At 68.4% G+C, this 14,471-nt stretch carries 12 protein-coding genes; 2 read left to right on the top strand and 10 right to left on the bottom strand.

All coding sequences use genetic code 11. The features are described 5' to 3' along the window. Positions 1-2 precede the first annotated feature (2 nt). The 6 genes from ABZ345_RS18390 to ABZ345_RS18365 form a co-directional block, all read right to left on the bottom strand. Positions 3-614, bottom strand: coding sequence for a ScbR family autoregulator-binding transcription factor (locus ABZ345_RS18390; protein WP_359849579.1), 612 nt, complete (start codon positions 612-614; stop codon positions 3-5). Positions 615-620: 6 nt separating this feature from the next. After that, positions 621-1,430, bottom strand: a complete 810-nt coding sequence (locus ABZ345_RS18385) for an AfsR/SARP family transcriptional regulator (protein ID WP_359849576.1) — start codon at positions 1,428-1,430, stop codon at positions 621-623. A 97-nt stretch (positions 1,431-1,527) separates the two neighbouring features. Then, on the bottom strand, positions 1,528-2,658 hold the full coding sequence (locus tag ABZ345_RS18380) for an alpha-hydroxy-acid oxidizing protein (protein WP_359849573.1): 1,131 nt from the start codon (positions 2,656-2,658) through the stop codon (positions 1,528-1,530). Positions 2,659-2,727: 69 nt separating this feature from the next. Further along, positions 2,728-4,344: a ribosomal protection-like ABC-F family protein gene (abc-f, locus tag ABZ345_RS18375; protein ID WP_359849570.1), complete on the bottom strand. Its 1,617-nt coding sequence runs from the start codon at positions 4,342-4,344 to the stop codon at positions 2,728-2,730. Between the two features lie 97 nt (positions 4,345-4,441). After that, entirely contained in the window at positions 4,442-6,052 is a 1,611-nt protein-coding gene (locus tag ABZ345_RS18370) for an ABC-F family ATP-binding cassette domain-containing protein (protein WP_359849567.1), read from the bottom strand. Between the two features lie 240 nt (positions 6,053-6,292). Further along, the gene (locus tag ABZ345_RS18365; RefSeq protein WP_359849564.1) at positions 6,293-7,192 is read right to left on the bottom strand and encodes a hypothetical protein; all 900 of its coding nucleotides are present in this window, start codon (positions 7,190-7,192) and stop codon (positions 6,293-6,295) included. 594 nt (positions 7,193-7,786) lie between these two features. On the opposite strand from ABZ345_RS18365, the gene ABZ345_RS18360 reads away from it, so the two are divergent. Both ABZ345_RS18360 and ABZ345_RS18355 read left to right on the top strand, forming a co-directional pair. Continuing rightward, positions 7,787-8,785, top strand: a complete 999-nt coding sequence (locus tag ABZ345_RS18360) for a tryptophan dimethylallyltransferase family protein (RefSeq protein ID WP_359849561.1) — start codon at positions 7,787-7,789, stop codon at positions 8,783-8,785. A gap of 174 nt (positions 8,786-8,959) precedes the next feature. Continuing rightward, positions 8,960-10,318 carry a tryptophanase gene (locus ABZ345_RS18355; protein WP_359849559.1) on the top strand — a complete coding sequence of 453 codons (1,359 nt, stop codon included), beginning with the start codon at positions 8,960-8,962 and terminating at the stop codon, positions 10,316-10,318. A gap of 3 nt (positions 10,319-10,321) precedes the next feature. Here ABZ345_RS18355 and ABZ345_RS18350 read toward each other — a convergent pair whose 3' ends face one another. Genes ABZ345_RS18350 through ABZ345_RS18335 form a run of 4 tightly spaced genes read right to left on the bottom strand, consistent with a single transcriptional unit; the run spans position 10,322 to position 14,120 of the window. Further along, positions 10,322-10,906, bottom strand: coding sequence for an ATP/GTP-binding protein (locus ABZ345_RS18350; RefSeq protein WP_359849556.1), 585 nt, complete (start codon positions 10,904-10,906; stop codon positions 10,322-10,324). Then, a complete protein-coding gene (locus tag ABZ345_RS18345) occupies positions 10,887-11,261 on the bottom strand; it encodes a DUF742 domain-containing protein (RefSeq protein WP_359849553.1) in 375 nt (124 codons plus the stop codon). Before ABZ345_RS18345 ends, ABZ345_RS18350 begins: the two co-directional genes overlap by 20 nt. After that, the gene (locus tag ABZ345_RS18340) at positions 11,258-11,692 is read right to left on the bottom strand and encodes a roadblock/LC7 domain-containing protein (RefSeq protein WP_359849549.1); all 435 of its coding nucleotides are present in this window, start codon (positions 11,690-11,692) and stop codon (positions 11,258-11,260) included. Before ABZ345_RS18340 ends, ABZ345_RS18345 begins: the two co-directional genes overlap by 4 nt. A 31-nt stretch (positions 11,693-11,723) precedes the next feature. After that, positions 11,724-14,120, bottom strand: a complete 2,397-nt coding sequence (locus ABZ345_RS18335; protein ID WP_359849546.1) for a nitrate- and nitrite sensing domain-containing protein — start codon at positions 14,118-14,120, stop codon at positions 11,724-11,726. Between the last annotated feature and the right edge of the window lie 351 nt (positions 14,121-14,471).

The raw sequence follows: 14,471 nt of genomic DNA, 5'->3' as shown, positions 1-14,471 counted from the left end.
GCTCAGCCGGCGCCAGGCCCCAGCAGTTCGTTCGCGAGCTCGGTGGTCACCAAGCCGGGCAACAACAACCGCCACGCGTCGGTGAACAGCTCCGCCACACCGTCCTTGGACATGCCCGACGACCACAGCGCCTCGATGCCGACGTACATCGACAGCAACGGCAGTGACACGTCGGCGTTGCGGGCCAGCTGGCCGTTCTTCGCCGCCGCGCGCAACAGCTCCCGCACCACGTCCCACCACGCGTGGTGGAAGTCGACGAACGGCTTGGCCCGGTCTCCGCACTCGCGCGCGATCCGGAAGCTCGCCCGCACGGCGGGTTCCGAGACGAGCATGCGCGCGACGGCGTGACTGAGGTCGATCAACGCCTCCACCGGCGACAGGCCGGCCGCCGTGATCTTCGAGACGGCGTCGGCCAGCAGCGCGGTGCTGGTCTCCTGCACCGCCTCGACGAGCTCTTCCTTGGCCGTGAAGTGGAAGTACAACGCGCCCTTGGTGACACCGGCCGCGGCCGTGATGTCACTGATGTTGGTACCGGCGAACCCGTACCTGTCGAACAGCTCGGCCGCGACCTCGACCAGTCGCGCCCGAGTCTGCTCGGCCCTCTGCTGCCTCACCACGCCTCAGCCCACGTGCTCTAGCTGTGCCTCGGCCTCGGCGGGAAGGGCGAGACGGGCGTCGGCGGTCAGGATGAGCCGCTGCAGCCGGTGCAGTGCGGGTGACGGTTCGAGGCCCAGCTCGTTGACGAGGTTCTGCCGCAGCCTGCGGTAGACCTCCACGGCGTGACCCCGCCTGCCACAACGGTAGAGCGCGACCATGAGGTGCGCGGTGAGGCCCTCGTGCATGCGGTTGCGGGCCACGAGAGCGGTGAGCTCGCCGACCAGTTCGTGGTGGCGGCCCAGCCGCAGGTCGCAGTCGATGCGGCGGTCGAGGACGTTGAGCCGCGCCTCGTTCAGCCGGTCCAGCTCGACCTCGAGCATCGGACCGGCCTGAACGTCGACCAGCGCCTCACCGCGGAAGTACGCCAGCGCCTCGCGGAACAACCGTGCCGCACCCCGGAAATCGCCCCTCTCGCGGGCGCGGTGGCCCTCGACGGCGCGCCGGTCGAACTCCTTGACGTCGACGACGCCGCCCCGCAGCAGGTAACCGCCGGGTTGCGTCAGCAGGACGGCCTTGGGATCGCCATCGACCTGGGCCTGCTTCATGGCGGCGCCGATCAGGCCCCGCAGGTGGAACACGTACGTCTGCAAGGTGGTGCCGGCACTGCGCGGCACGGCCTCTCCCCACAGCTCTTCGTACAACGACGCGACGGGGACGACCTCGTCCGCGTGCACGGCCAGCATGGCGAGCACCTTGCGGGGCTTCGCAGCGGAGGGCGTGATCGACACACCTGCGATGCGAGCTGTCAGCGGTCCTAAAACATCGATGTCCACGGTTGCTCCCCAGTTCGACGGAGGTGTTCGACCGGCCCGCCCTCCCGACGACGGCCCGTCGTGCTCCACCACCATACAAAACCAACCGCCCGGTTTGTCAAGCCAGTAGCAAACCAACCTCCCGGTTTGTTTTGAGAACCTCGCGATGCAGGTCAGAGCGTTTCACGACCCCACTGAGAGCCAAGTTCAGGTCGAACTCGGTCAGAAAGTGGTTCAAAACTTGGCCGACTCCGGCCTCTCCACCGTGCGCAAGGCCATAGATATAGGGACGTCCTATGAGCGCTGCGTCCGCACCCAGGCACAAGGCTTTGACCAGGTCAGCGCCGGTGCGCACGCCCGAGTCGAACAACACGGAGACCCTGTTGCCCACTGCTTTCCTTATGTCCGGCAACGCGTCCAGCGCGGCGACGGCACCGTCGACCTGCCTGCCGCCGTGGTTCGACACCACCACGCCGTCCGCGCCCGCGTCCACGGCCTTCAGCGCGTCGTCCGGGTGCAGGATCCCCTTGAGCACCAACGGTCCTGGCCAGTTCTGGCGTAGGAAGGCCACTTCATCCCATGTTCGGTCGACACCGGTGAACATGGCCTTCCACTCCGCGATCGCCGCCTGCCGGTCGTCCTCCGGCGGCCGGGCGAGCTTCGACCGGAACACCGGGTCGCTGAACGCGGTCGCGGTGCCGATCCCCTGTGCCGCAGGCGAATAGTCGTTGTCGAGGTCCGCGGTGCGCCAGCCGAACGTCCAGTTGTCCAGCGTGACGACCAGTGTCGTGCACCCGGCGTGGCGCGCTCTTCGCAGCAGGCTCAGGCAGACCTCGTCGTCGTTCGGCCAGTAGAGCTGGAACCAGCGCGGCCCGTCGCTCTGCGCGGCGATCTGTTCCAGCGAGTACGACGACATCGTGCTGATCACGAACGGCAGCCCGTGCTTGGCGGCGGCACGAGCCGACGCGAGCTCGCCGTCCGGGTGCACGATCGACTGGACTCCTACGGGTGCCAGCAGAACGGGCGCGGGCAGCCGTTCGCCGAACAGGGTCGTGCCGAGGTCGCGGACGTGCGCGCCGCGCAGCATCCTCGGCACGATCCGCCACCGGTCGAACGCCTCGCGGTTGGCGCGGACCGTCGCACCGGATCCCGCGCCACCCGCCACGTACCCGAACGGGCCGGGCGCAAGCAGGCGCCGTGCCGAGTCCTCCAGCGCGGTACCGTCCGTTGTGCACAGTGGAGTGTTCACCGTTTCACGTTATGCACCACCAGGTTCCAGACGAAGGGCGCTCGTCTCGCAGTCGAGCGCCCCTCGACCCTAAGCCGCGACCAGCACCCGCCCCTGGCTCAGCTCCAGCTCCTCGCCCTGCCACCGCTGCCGCAGCAACCGGTCGTGCGACACCACGACCACGGCGCCGGGGTACTCCGCGAGCGCGGCCTCCAGCTCCTCCACCAGCGCGAGCGACAGGTGGTTGGTCGGCTCGTCCAGCAGCAGCACATCCGACTCCTGGTCCAGCAGCCGGGCGAGCGCCAGCCGCCGCCGTTGCCCGATCGACAGGTCCCCGACCGGCGTGCGGAAGTCGTCGGTGCGGAAGAGCCCCAGCGTTGCCAGCCTCTCGGCGTTGTCGTCGGGTGTCCCCGGCTTGCCCGCGGCGAACGCCGCGAGCACCGTCCGGCGTGGGTGCCGCACCACGGTCTCCTGCGGCAGGTACCCGACGACACCGTGCCGCGCCAGAGTTCCGCTGTCCGGCTGGAGCACCCCCGCCAGCACGTCGAGCAACGTCGACTTGCCGGCACCGTTCGGCCCGGTCACCAGCAGCCGTTGCCCTGCCTTCACGACGAGCGAGTCCACGCGCAGTCGTTGTCCGACAGTCGCCTCCCGCAGTTCGAGGACCGCGCCCTCCCGCACCGCCGCGTTCAAGGGCGCGTTGAGGTGCAACGGATCCGGCGGCCGCGGTACCGGATCTGCCTGCAACCGCTCCAGCCGTTCGGACGCGCTGCGCACCCGCGTCGAAATCGACGCCTGCACGCGCCGCCCGTCACCGTTGTACTTGCACTTGTTGTGGTCCTTGATCGCCCGGCCCGGCGCCACGTTGTACGCCGTCGTCCCGCGCCACTCGGTCCAGTGCTCGATCTCGCCGACCCACTCCGCGTACGCCTGCTCCCAGCGCTGCCGGGCCGCCCGCTTCTCCGCGAGGTAGCCGGCGTAACCGTTGCCGTAGCGGGAGATCGTCCGGCGGTCGCCGTCGACCTCGACGATCGCGGTGACCACCCGTTCCAGCAGGAGCCGGTCGTGCGTCACCACCACGAGCGTGCCGCGATGCGCCCGCAACCGGTCCTCGAGCCAGGTCAGCGCCTGGTGGTCGAGGTGGTTGGTGGGCTCGTCGAGCAACAGCAGTTCCGGCTCGGCCGACAGCACACCGGCCAGCGCCAGCCGGGCGCACTGCCCGCCGGACAACGTGCCGAGTCGCCGGCCCCTGCCGATGTCGCCGATGCCCAGCGCGGACATGGCGGCCTTGACGCGGGCGTCGGCCGAGTAGCCGTCCCGCAGCTCGAACGCCGTGAGCAGCTCGCCGTACTCCGCCAGCTCGGCGGAGGAAGCACTGCCGAGCGTCTGCTCGGCTGTCGTGATCCGCTGCTCCAGCACGCGAATCTTGACCAGGGCGGCGTCGATGGCGTCGCCGACGGTCGCGGAGTCCGGCAGCGCAAGCACCTGTCCGAGGTGCCCTACACCGCCTTCTGCGACCACGGTGATCTCACCGTCGTCCGGCGTCTCCTGCCCGGCGATCAACCGCAGCAGCGTCGACTTGCCGGACCCGTTCTCTCCTACAACACCGAGCTTTTCGCCGGCGCGAACCGTCAGCGAGACGGCGTCGAGCACGCGGCGGTGGGCGAAGGTCTTGCTGACCGACCGAATTGTGAGCTGACCTGACATGGAAGCCTCCGAACGCGGGTGAGTGAAAGGGACAGGGCACCGTGCGTTCTGTTGTGGAACATCTCCCCTAGTCCTTTCTGTTGGCGTGTCAGAGGTTTCAGGCGACGCGACCGGCGTCGAGGGCCAGCTCCGGGCCCTCCCAGTTGCGCCGCAGCCAGCGGTCGTGCGACGCGATGACCACGGCGCCGGGTGCCGCCTTCAGCGCGTCCTCCAGCTCTTCGGCGAGGCTGAGCGAGAGGTGGTTCGTCGGCTCGTCGAGCAACAGCACCTCCGGCGGCCGCGCGATCAGCAACGCCAGCGCGACGCGCCTGCGCTGCCCGATCGACAGCTCCCCCACCGGCCGGTCGAGGTCACGCCCCGCCAGCAGTCCCAGCTGCGACAGGGGAACCTTGGCCGCGGCGGGCACCTTCTCGTACAGCTGGCGAGCCGAGCGGGACAGGTCGGGGAACACCACGTCCTGCTCCAGCAACCCGACCCGGACGCCACGGGCCCGGTGCACGTCACCGGTGTCCGGCGTGAGCTGCCCGGCCAGAATCCGCAGCAGCGTCGACTTCCCTGCCCCGTTCGGCCCGGTGATCATCAGCCGCGACGACGTCGACACGTCGAGCTGCCCGATGTCCAGGCGCCCGCTCAACCTCACGTCCCGCAACGACAGGGCGAGCTGCTCGGCGCCGACCTTGCCCGTCATCGCACCGTTGAACCGCAACGGTGCCGGAGGACGGCGAACCTGGTTGGCCGTCAGCTCGTCCAGCCGCTGCTGCGCGTTGCGCACCCGCCGCGAGATCTGCTTCTGCACCCGGCCGCCGTGCCGGTCGTAGCCGACCTTGTTGTTGTCCTTGATGGCTCGCTGGTGGTTGACCTGGTGCGCCGTCACCTCGACGGAGACACGCAGCTCCTTCAGCTCGTCCTGCTCCTGCGCGTACTGCTGCTCCCACCGGACGAGCTCGAGCCGTTTCGCCTCAAGATAATCCGTGTAGGCGCCGCCGTACCGCGTCACGCCACCCCGCGCCGGGTCGAGGTCCACGATGTCCGTGCACACCTCGTCCAGGAACACGCGATCGTGCGACGCCACAACGACTGTTCCGGGCAACCCGCTGAGCTGCCGTTCCAGGAACGCGACGGCCTCGTCGTCGAGGTGGTTCGTCGGCTCGTCGAGCAGCATCGCCCGCGGCTGCCGGATCAGCAGCGCTGCCAACCCGATTCGCGATCGCTGCCCGCCGGAGAACGTGTCCAGCCGCCGGTCAACGTCCACATCGGACAGTCCGAGTCCGGCCAGCACCAGCTTCGCCCTGCGGTCCGCGTCCCACATGTCGTGGTCCTGCGCCCAGTCCAGAAGGTCGCCGTACTCGGCCAACACGGCCGAGTCGTCCGGCCGCTCCTCCAGAGCGAGAGTCAGCTCGTCGAGCCGGGCCGAGGTCGCGCGAATCTCGGCCAGCGCGTCGTCCAGCACGTCCTGCACGGTGGCGCCAGGCGCGAAAGGCAGTTCCTGCCACAGAAAACCGCAGTCCGCGGGCCGCTGGACCTGACCGTCGTCCGGCTCCTCGACGCCTGCGAGCATCCGCAGCAACGTCGACTTGCCGGCACCGTTCTCGCCCACCAGCCCGATGCGCTGACCAGGAGATGCCGACAACGACACCCCGTCCAGCACACGGCGTGCGCCGTAGGACTTGACCAGATCGCGGGCATGCAAAAAAGGAATGTTTGACATGAGACACCCACCGCCGAAGGAAGACCCGAAGGCCTGAAGATCGGAAACGGAGAACACGCCGGGCGCACAACGCTCGAGAAGCGCGGGCCGCAGTCGCGTGTCGGTGAGGGTGTCAGTAGATCACGTAAAAGATGTTGCCACGGCCGACAGCGAACCGTCAACCGCCCTGTACACGGCGTCACACCATCGGGAACTGCCCGGCCGGGGTGGAAACCCAGGCCGAGCAGCGCTTTCCGTCGATCAGACGCAGCGGTAGACCACCGCGCCCTGGTCGTTGTTGCCGTACGCGACACCGGAGTCGGTGATGCCCGCGATGTAGCCGTCGACGTCCTGCGGCGCACCATCGGTCCAGATCGCCCAGTGCAGGCCGTGCTTCGTGGCGAACACACCGCTCGAGTTGACGGCCGTGGCCGACCCCGCGCCGGGGAAGGTCCTGGTGACCTTGCCGGCGAGGTTCCACTCGACGGTCTTGCCGTCGGAGGCCGCACCGATCACGTGGCCCTCCGCGTAGCGCTCCGGATGCGCCCGGCGGTCCTTGATCCGCACGGTCGTGCCGTCAGGGGACCAGATCTCCCCGTTGGTCGTGACGACGCGCCCCGCCTCGTCGAGTCCGGCCGGCTGCCCGGTCCCGATCACCTGGGGCTGCACCGATCCGGCCGGCCAGAGCACGACGTGGTCGCCCCCGTTGTCGCTGATCCAGCCCGCGACGTCACCGCGCTCGTTGACGTAGTTCGCCGCGGCGAAGCCCACCGACGGCTGCAGCCACTCGTAGCTGCCGTCCTGAACGTGGTAGCGGTACGGGCGGGTCATCGCGGTGCTTTCGTCATAGGTGTAGCCGACGACGACACCGGCGTTGTTCACATCCCACGGCCAGTTGTGGACGCCCGGACCGAAGTTCGGGTCGGCCATGTCCACCGGCGTGGAACCCAGCCAGAGGATGCCCTTCAGATCTCTGGTGACGGGGTACACGGCGTCACCGACGGTGATCGTGCCGTCCGGGGACATCGCGTCGACCCGGTCGTTCTCCAGGTTCCGGTGGGTGGGCAGACCGGAGGCGGTCCAGACGCAGCCGGCGGCCTGAGCCGGTGCGGGCAGTGCGGCCAGCACGAGGGCAGCCACCACCGCAGCAGGGAAACGCATTGAGGCTCCTAGTGAGTGGATCATGTACGCCCATCAAGTCGCCCGCGCGGACCGAACGTTAGCGAGCATTTCTCATATATTTGCGATGCATCTCGAGACCGGTCTCGTTCGTCCCCAAAAGATGTGCCGGAGTACCGGGACGCCGACCGGGAACCTCGCCGGTCAGTCGAACGAATTCGACGCGCACTAGCACGAAACGATTAGCTGCACAAACGCCATTCATTCGAATCCAAGTGACCCCGCATAGCACATGTACAGCGGTCAAAGCAATTCGGCACTATGCGCCGCATTCACACTCCCGGAATGCCGCACTCACCAGGGGAATCGACCTTAGTCAATAGGCCGTGCAGTGCAATCCTGATCACAGCTCAGAGTGCCGCACGCAACCCCTCTGGCTCTTGACCAGGCCATGTGTCTGGTTGAGACAATTCACCCGCGATTCCACCCCGATCGGATTGCACCCCGCCCTGATTCCCCGGCCGATCAGGAGACCCCGTCTTGAGCGTGCCTGACGTCTCATTGCGCGATTTCGCCGTTGCACAACTGCAGGTCCTCCTGCGCGCCGTCGGTTTAGCGGATTCCTCGGAAAGAGCGATGAAGCTGCTGGCCGAGGCATTGGGGCCGGGCTCCGCGCGGCCGCTCTCGGCGGTCCCCTATTGGCCGTCTTTCGTCGCCGACGACCACACCCCGGTCGAATTCTCGGTGGCACTCGCCCAGCACGAGCCGCCCGTCGTCCGCATGATCGTCGAGTCGCTCGCGGAACAGCCCGGCCTGCGGGAGAACGTCACGGCGGCGCTCGGCGTGCTCGACCGGCTCGCCGAGCAGCACCAGCTGGACCTGCGGCAGCTCGACGCGGTGCGCGACCTGTTCCTCCCGGCGGACCCGCAGGGGGCGTTCGCGTTCTGGTACTCGCTGATCGTCCAGCCGGACGTGGCACCCGCGATCAAGGTCTACCTCAACCCGGAGGTGCGGGGTCGTGAGAGCGCGACCTCCCTTGTGCGCGAGGCACTCGGCAGGCTCGGTCTCGGCGCCGCGTACGAGACCGTGACCGCGCACGCGCTGCGACGGGAGGGCCGGGACCGGTTCTCGTTCTTCGCCCTCGACCTGATGGACGAACAACGGGCGCGGGTGAAGACCTACGTGGCGCACGAGGCCGCCGAGATCCCGGACGTGGTGGTCGCGGCCGGCGCCACCCCCGATGCCGACACCGAACTGCTGGCCGACATCGTGGCACTGGCCTGCGGCGGCACCGGACCGTTCGCGCGGCGACCGCTGATGTCCAGCTACACCTTCATGTCCGGTGACACGGACCGCCCGAGCGGCTACTCGCTCTACATCCCGGTGCGGGACTACGTGCGCGACGACCTGGAGGCGTGTGAGCGCGTTCTCGCGATCATGGCCAGATGCCGGCTCGACACGGCGCCGTTCGTCATGGCGCTGGCGAGCATGGTCCGCAGACCGCTCGCGGACGGCGTCGGCCTGATCGCCCACGTCTCGCTGCGACTGGGCCGGCCGCGTCCCGGAGTCACGGTCTATCTGTCCTCCGAGGCTTACGACGTCACACCCGCCCGCACCACAGCAATGTCAGTCTAGTGCTACGGCACGAAACCTTGACGGGTTGTTCGGCGCCCAGCAGGGCGCCTCGTGGCACCGCCCCCGCGCCCCCATACGTCCAGTATGAGGACGCGGGGCGGTACCACGATCCACCCGTCTGACCCCCGAACAACCCGGCAAATTTCGCGCCGTAGCACTAGAAAGGCAAGTCCGGTGGAGCCCTACCGCATCAAGGTCGTCGAGCCGATCCCCATCACCACCCGCGAGTACCGCGAGCGCCGGTACGCCGAGGGCGGCTGCAACCAGTTCAACCTCACCGCGGACGACGTCACGATCGACCTGCTGAGCGACTCCGGCACGGGCGCCCTGTCCGCCGAGCAGCAGGCCGCGGGCATGCGGGGCGACGAGACCTACGCGGGCGCGCGGTCGTGGTTCCGGTTCCGCGACGTGGTCGAGGACCTCACCGGCTACGAGCACATCTTCCCCGTGCACCAGGGCCGTGCCGCGGAACGGATCCTGTTCACGGCGTTGCTGAAGCCCGGCCAGATCTCCATCAGCAACACGCACTTCGACACCACCCGTGCGAACGTGGAGATCGCCGGCGGCGTCGTGCGCGACCTCCCGTGCCCGGAATCCAGGGACCTCGACAGCGACGAGCCGTTCAAGGGCAACATCGACCTCGTCGCCCTCGAAGAGGCGCTCAGCGGGCCCGAGGACGTCGGCCTGGTGCTCATGACGATCACCAACAACGGCGGCGGCGGGCAGCCGGTGTCGATGTCGAACATCAAGAAGGCGAGCAAGCTGTGCCGCAAGCACGGGGTGCCGTTCATCCTCGACGCGGCCAGGTTCGCCGAGAACGCCTGGCTCGTCGCACAACGAGAAGAGAAGTACCGCGGCCACAGCCCGCGTGACATCGCGAAGAAGGCGTTCCGGCTCGCCGACGGATGCGTTGCCAGCCTGAAGAAGGACGGCATCGTCCACATCGGAGGGTTGCTGGCGCTCAACGACACGGCGCTGGCCAAGCAGTGCGAACTGCTGCTGATCGCCACCGAGGGGTTCCGCACCTACGGCGGGCTGAGCGGCCGCGACCTCGACATGTGCGCGCAGGGTCTGCTCGAGGTGACCGACCCGCTGTACCTGCGCGAGCGGGCGGAAGCCACCGCATATCTCGCCGAATGCGCGCGGGAGGCCGGAGTGGACAGTGTGCGGCCGACGGGCGTGCACGCCGTCTACCTCAACGCGGGCAGGCTGCTCCCGCACATCCCGCCGAGCCAGTTCACCGGCCACGCGCTCGCGTCGGAGCTGTACCTCGCGGGCGGAATCCGTTGTGCGGAACTGGGTTCGCTCTACCTCGGGGAGATCACCGAACAAGGCGAGCTGATCACGCCCGCGCCGTTCGAGCTGGTGCGCCTGGCGATCCCGCGCCGCGTCTACACCCGCAGCCACCTGGAGTACGTGGCGGAGACGCTCGCGGGGATCGCCAAGAACCCGGAGCAGGTGCCCGGTTACCGGCTCACCGAGGCACCTGCCATGTTGCGGCCGTTCCGCTGCCGGCTCGAGAAGCTCACCTAGCAGCTAAGCGACCGCGTGGTCGAGCTTGCTCATCGCATGCTCGATCACGCGGGCCAGCACCGTCTTGCACGACTCGCGGTCACGCGCGTCGCACAGCACCATCGGCACGGTGTCCGCGACGTCCAGAGCGCCCCGCAGCTCGTCCTCGGTGTAGGAGTGGCTGCCCTCGAAGCAGTTCACGGCGATGACGAACGGGATCCCGCGGCGCTCGAAGAAGTCGATCGCCCCGAACCCGCCGTCGAGCCGCCGGGTGTCGACCAGCACGACCGCGCCGATCGCCCCGTAGGCGAGCTCGTCCCACATGAACCAGAAGCGGTCCTGGCCGGGCGTGCCGAACAGGTACAGCACGACCTCGGGGTTGATCGTGATGCGGCCGAAGTCCAGCGCCACCGTCGTCGTGGTCTTGCCCTCGACGCCCGCCAGGTCGTCGATCTGCGTGCCGGCCTCGGTGAGCAGTTCCTCGGTCCGCAGCGGCGTGATCTCGCTGACCGCGCCCACCAGCGTCGTCTTGCCGACGCCGAACCCACCCGCCACGACGATCTTCACCGACGCGGGGACGAGCAGTTCTTCAGATTGCACGGACGCCATCTAGCACCTTCTGGAGTAGGGTCCGGTCCGGCGCGACCGCCATCCGCGACGAGTCACTGGTGATGACGTCGCCACGCTGGATCAGGTCGCTCAGCAACACCTTCGCGACGACGAGCGGCGCGTGCAGGTAGGCGGCGACCTCCGCCACGGACAGCGGTTTGCGGCAGAGTCTCATGATCTCGAGGTGCTCGACGGAGAGCGCGCTCGTGTCGGACGAGGTGCGAATCGACCGCACCTGGGTCGCGAGGTTCAGCCGGCCCCACGTCGGCCTGGTGCGACCGCTCACCAACGCGTAGGGGCGGACCAGCGGACCGGCGGCCTCGTCGTACCACCAGTCCGACGAGCGGGGGCTCATGACAGCCCCATGGGGTGGCGGGGCGCCGCGAGTGTGCGCGGCGCCGACGACAGATACGAGCCGACGCGCTTCACGAGCATGTTCATCTCGTAGGCGATCATGCCCATGTCCGCCTCCTCGTCACCGACCACCGCGAGGCAGGCGCCCTGTCCCGCCGCGGTGACGAACAGGTGTGCGCGCTCCATCTCCACGATGGTCTGCCGCACCTGGCCGCCGCCGAAGTGCCGTCCGGTGCCGCGGGCCAGCGACTGGAACGCCGACGCCATCGCGGACAGGTGGTCGGAGTCGTCTTTGGACAGTTCGGGTGACCGGGCGAGCAGCAGGCCGTCCGCGGAGAGCACCACAGCGTGCCTCGCACCGACCACTCTGGCGACCAGGTCGTCCAGCAGCCAGTTCAGCTCGGGGTGCCCGCCGGTCAGGTCGTCGTCCACGGGAGTAAGCCCTTTCGGTGTTCAGGAGTGATCACGGTTCGACGGCGTCGTCGGCCTGGCGGGCATCACGGGTGCCCTGCTGGAAGGCCGACATGCCGTCGCGAGTGCGTTCAGCCCGTTCCTCGGTGTGCGGCTCGGCGAAGTCGTGCACGGGCCGCAGGTCGTCGTTGGCCAGCTGCGGCACGAGGTGCTGCTGCTTGCGGCGCCGTGGCAGCTCTGGCCGGGTGTCCTGGCGCGAGGCGTCACCGTCCCGGGCGTCTTCGGCCGGCCACGGGCCCGCCGGGTGGTCCTGTGCGGGCAGCACGCCCACGATGCTCCCGCTGTCCGGATCCCTGTCCAGGCGGGAGCCGTGGTCGTTTCCCACTCCTCCCCCTGCCCAGAACTCGTTGAGCTCCGAACTGGGCCTCGCGTCGAGCACGACGTCGTCGGCGACGGGAAGGGCGGCCTGGGCGAGCGTCTGCTGCCGGAACGTCGGCTTGGGCATCTGCACCGGGTCGGCGGGGTCCGCCACGCCCGCCTCGCCGACGATCAGGTCGGCCGGGACGAGCACCAGCGCGATCGTGCCGCCGGACGGGCAGTCGCGCAGCTCGACGTGGATACCGCGCCGGCCCGCCAGCCGTGCGACGACGAACAGGCCGAGGCGGGACTCGCCGCGCAGCCGCATCGCCTCGAAGTCGGGCGGCGCGGTCAGCATCTTGTTGTGCTGCTCGCGGTCCTCGGGCTTGATGCCGAGACCGTGGTCCTCGATCTCGATCACGAGACCCTGCGGCACCTCGCTGCTGTGCACCTCGACCTGCGAGCGCGGCGACGAGAACGACGTCGCGTTGTCGACCAGCTCGGCGATCAGGTGGATCACGTCGGCGACGGCGGCGCCGGCGAGCGCCACCTCGGGCACCGGGTTCACCTTGACCCGCGCGTACTGCTCGGTCTCCGCGACGGCGGCGCGCACGACGTCCAGCATCCGCACGGGTTTGCGCCACTGCCGTCCCGGCTGCTCACCGGTGAGGATGATCAGGTTCTCGGCGTTGCGCCGCGCGCGGGTGGCGAGGTGGTCGAGCTGGAAGAACGCGTCGAGGTGGTCGGGGTTCTCCTCTTCGCGCTCCAGCTTGTCGAGGATCTTCAGCTGGCGGTGCACCAGACCCTGGTTGCGGCGCGCGATGTCGAGGAAGACCCGGTTGACGCCTTCACGGGTCTGCGACTCCTTCACGGCCGCGGCGACGGCGGTGTACTGCGCGGCGTTGAACGCGTCCGCCACCTGGCCGATCTCGTCGTTGCCGTAGTCCAGCGCGGGCACCTCGGTGGCGACGTCGACGTGCTTGCCCTCGCGCAGCCGCTCGACGATGTCCGGCAGCCGCTCGTGCGCGAGCTTGAGCGAGTCGCTCTTCAGCGAGGTCAACCGGACGATCAACGCCTTGTTGACCAGGCGGCTGGAGATCCGCACCGCGAGGAAGATCCCGATGATCACCGCGACCAGGGCGATGAGGCTGCCGATCAGCACGGTGGTGAACTTGCTTTCACCGTTGGCCAGCGCCACGTTCACCGCGCCAGTGGACTGCTCCTGCACCATCGTCGTCAGCTCGGCGGACACCGCACGGCTCGCGGTCTCCCAGTCGGAGAGCACGACCGAAGTGCCGATCGGCCGTTCCGCGTTCTGCAGCAGGCGGTTCTCCAGGGTGACCAGCTGCTGCCACTGGGCGCTGCCGGTGACCGACTTGAAGTGGTCGCGCACGTTCTGCAGGGCGTAGGGCTCGAGCGAGTTCAGCGTGGACCGGTACGCGCCGACGAGGTAGACGAACTCGCGGTGCTCCTCCGGCGTGAACTTCCCCGCCGCCAGCGCGCCGGCGGCGACCGATCCGGCCCGCGACATCGAGTCGGCGGCCTGGAAGTACTGCACCGCGGCGAGCGCGCCCTGCACCGTCTCGGCGTCGGGCACGATGCGGGCCTGCGTGCTGAACAGCGCGGCACCGGCGTCCAGCACGTTGTTGTAGTAGCGGTAGACCTCGGGCTTGGACGCGGTACCGGCCTCCAGCGCGGCACGCTGCTGCGGAAGCTGGTCCAGCAGCCCGTTGAGCTTGCCGATGCCGTCGACGATCTCCTGCGGCGCCTGGGAGGCGAGCTCGGTGAACGCCGCCTTCATCTTGGTGATGTCACCGTCGGTCTCCTGCTGCTGCTTGAGCAACGCCGTGGTGTTCGTACCGGGCTTGCTCAAGCTCGTCATGCTGAGCTCGCGTTCCTTCTGCAGCGACGCGAACGACTGCACTGCCGGGATCGACGCGTCTCTCACACCGGAGGCGACCAGCTGGAGGTACAGGCCGTCGAACACCGTGTAGGACGAGAACAGCGCCCACATGGCCAGCAGGACGACGCTGGGAACCACCACGACACCAGTGAGCCGCGAACGAATTGTCTTGTAATTCGTCTCAGGCACGTTCTTCAGCTTCACAACGCTCCACGAGCACCCGAATTGGCGACGGAAAGATAGCATCGCGTGATCAACACGATCAACTAGCGATGATCTTGGGGGGCGCGTAGAGAGTACTCAGTCGGATGACCATCGCAACACCCCCTGATGGCGGTTCCGGGTAGGTGAGATGAACCCGTGTTGTGATGCGTGAACACGCTCTCGCAGGTAGAACGGTCTCCAATGGGTCTCACGGGCAGCCGAAGCCCGGCCGGCTTTCTTCGGCTGAACACCACAAACGCAGTGGTTATTGCACCGACTTGACATTCCACGCGAAGTCTTCTAAGTGGAAACGCAGTGCAACCCTTCGTCGCTTTC

Source organism: Lentzea sp. NPDC005914, from assembly GCF_040629405.1.
Lineage (GTDB): Bacteria > Actinomycetota > Actinomycetes > Mycobacteriales > Pseudonocardiaceae > Lentzea.
The sequence above is the reverse complement of the archived record's forward strand: the minus strand, read 5'-3'. Positions and strand labels throughout refer to the sequence as shown.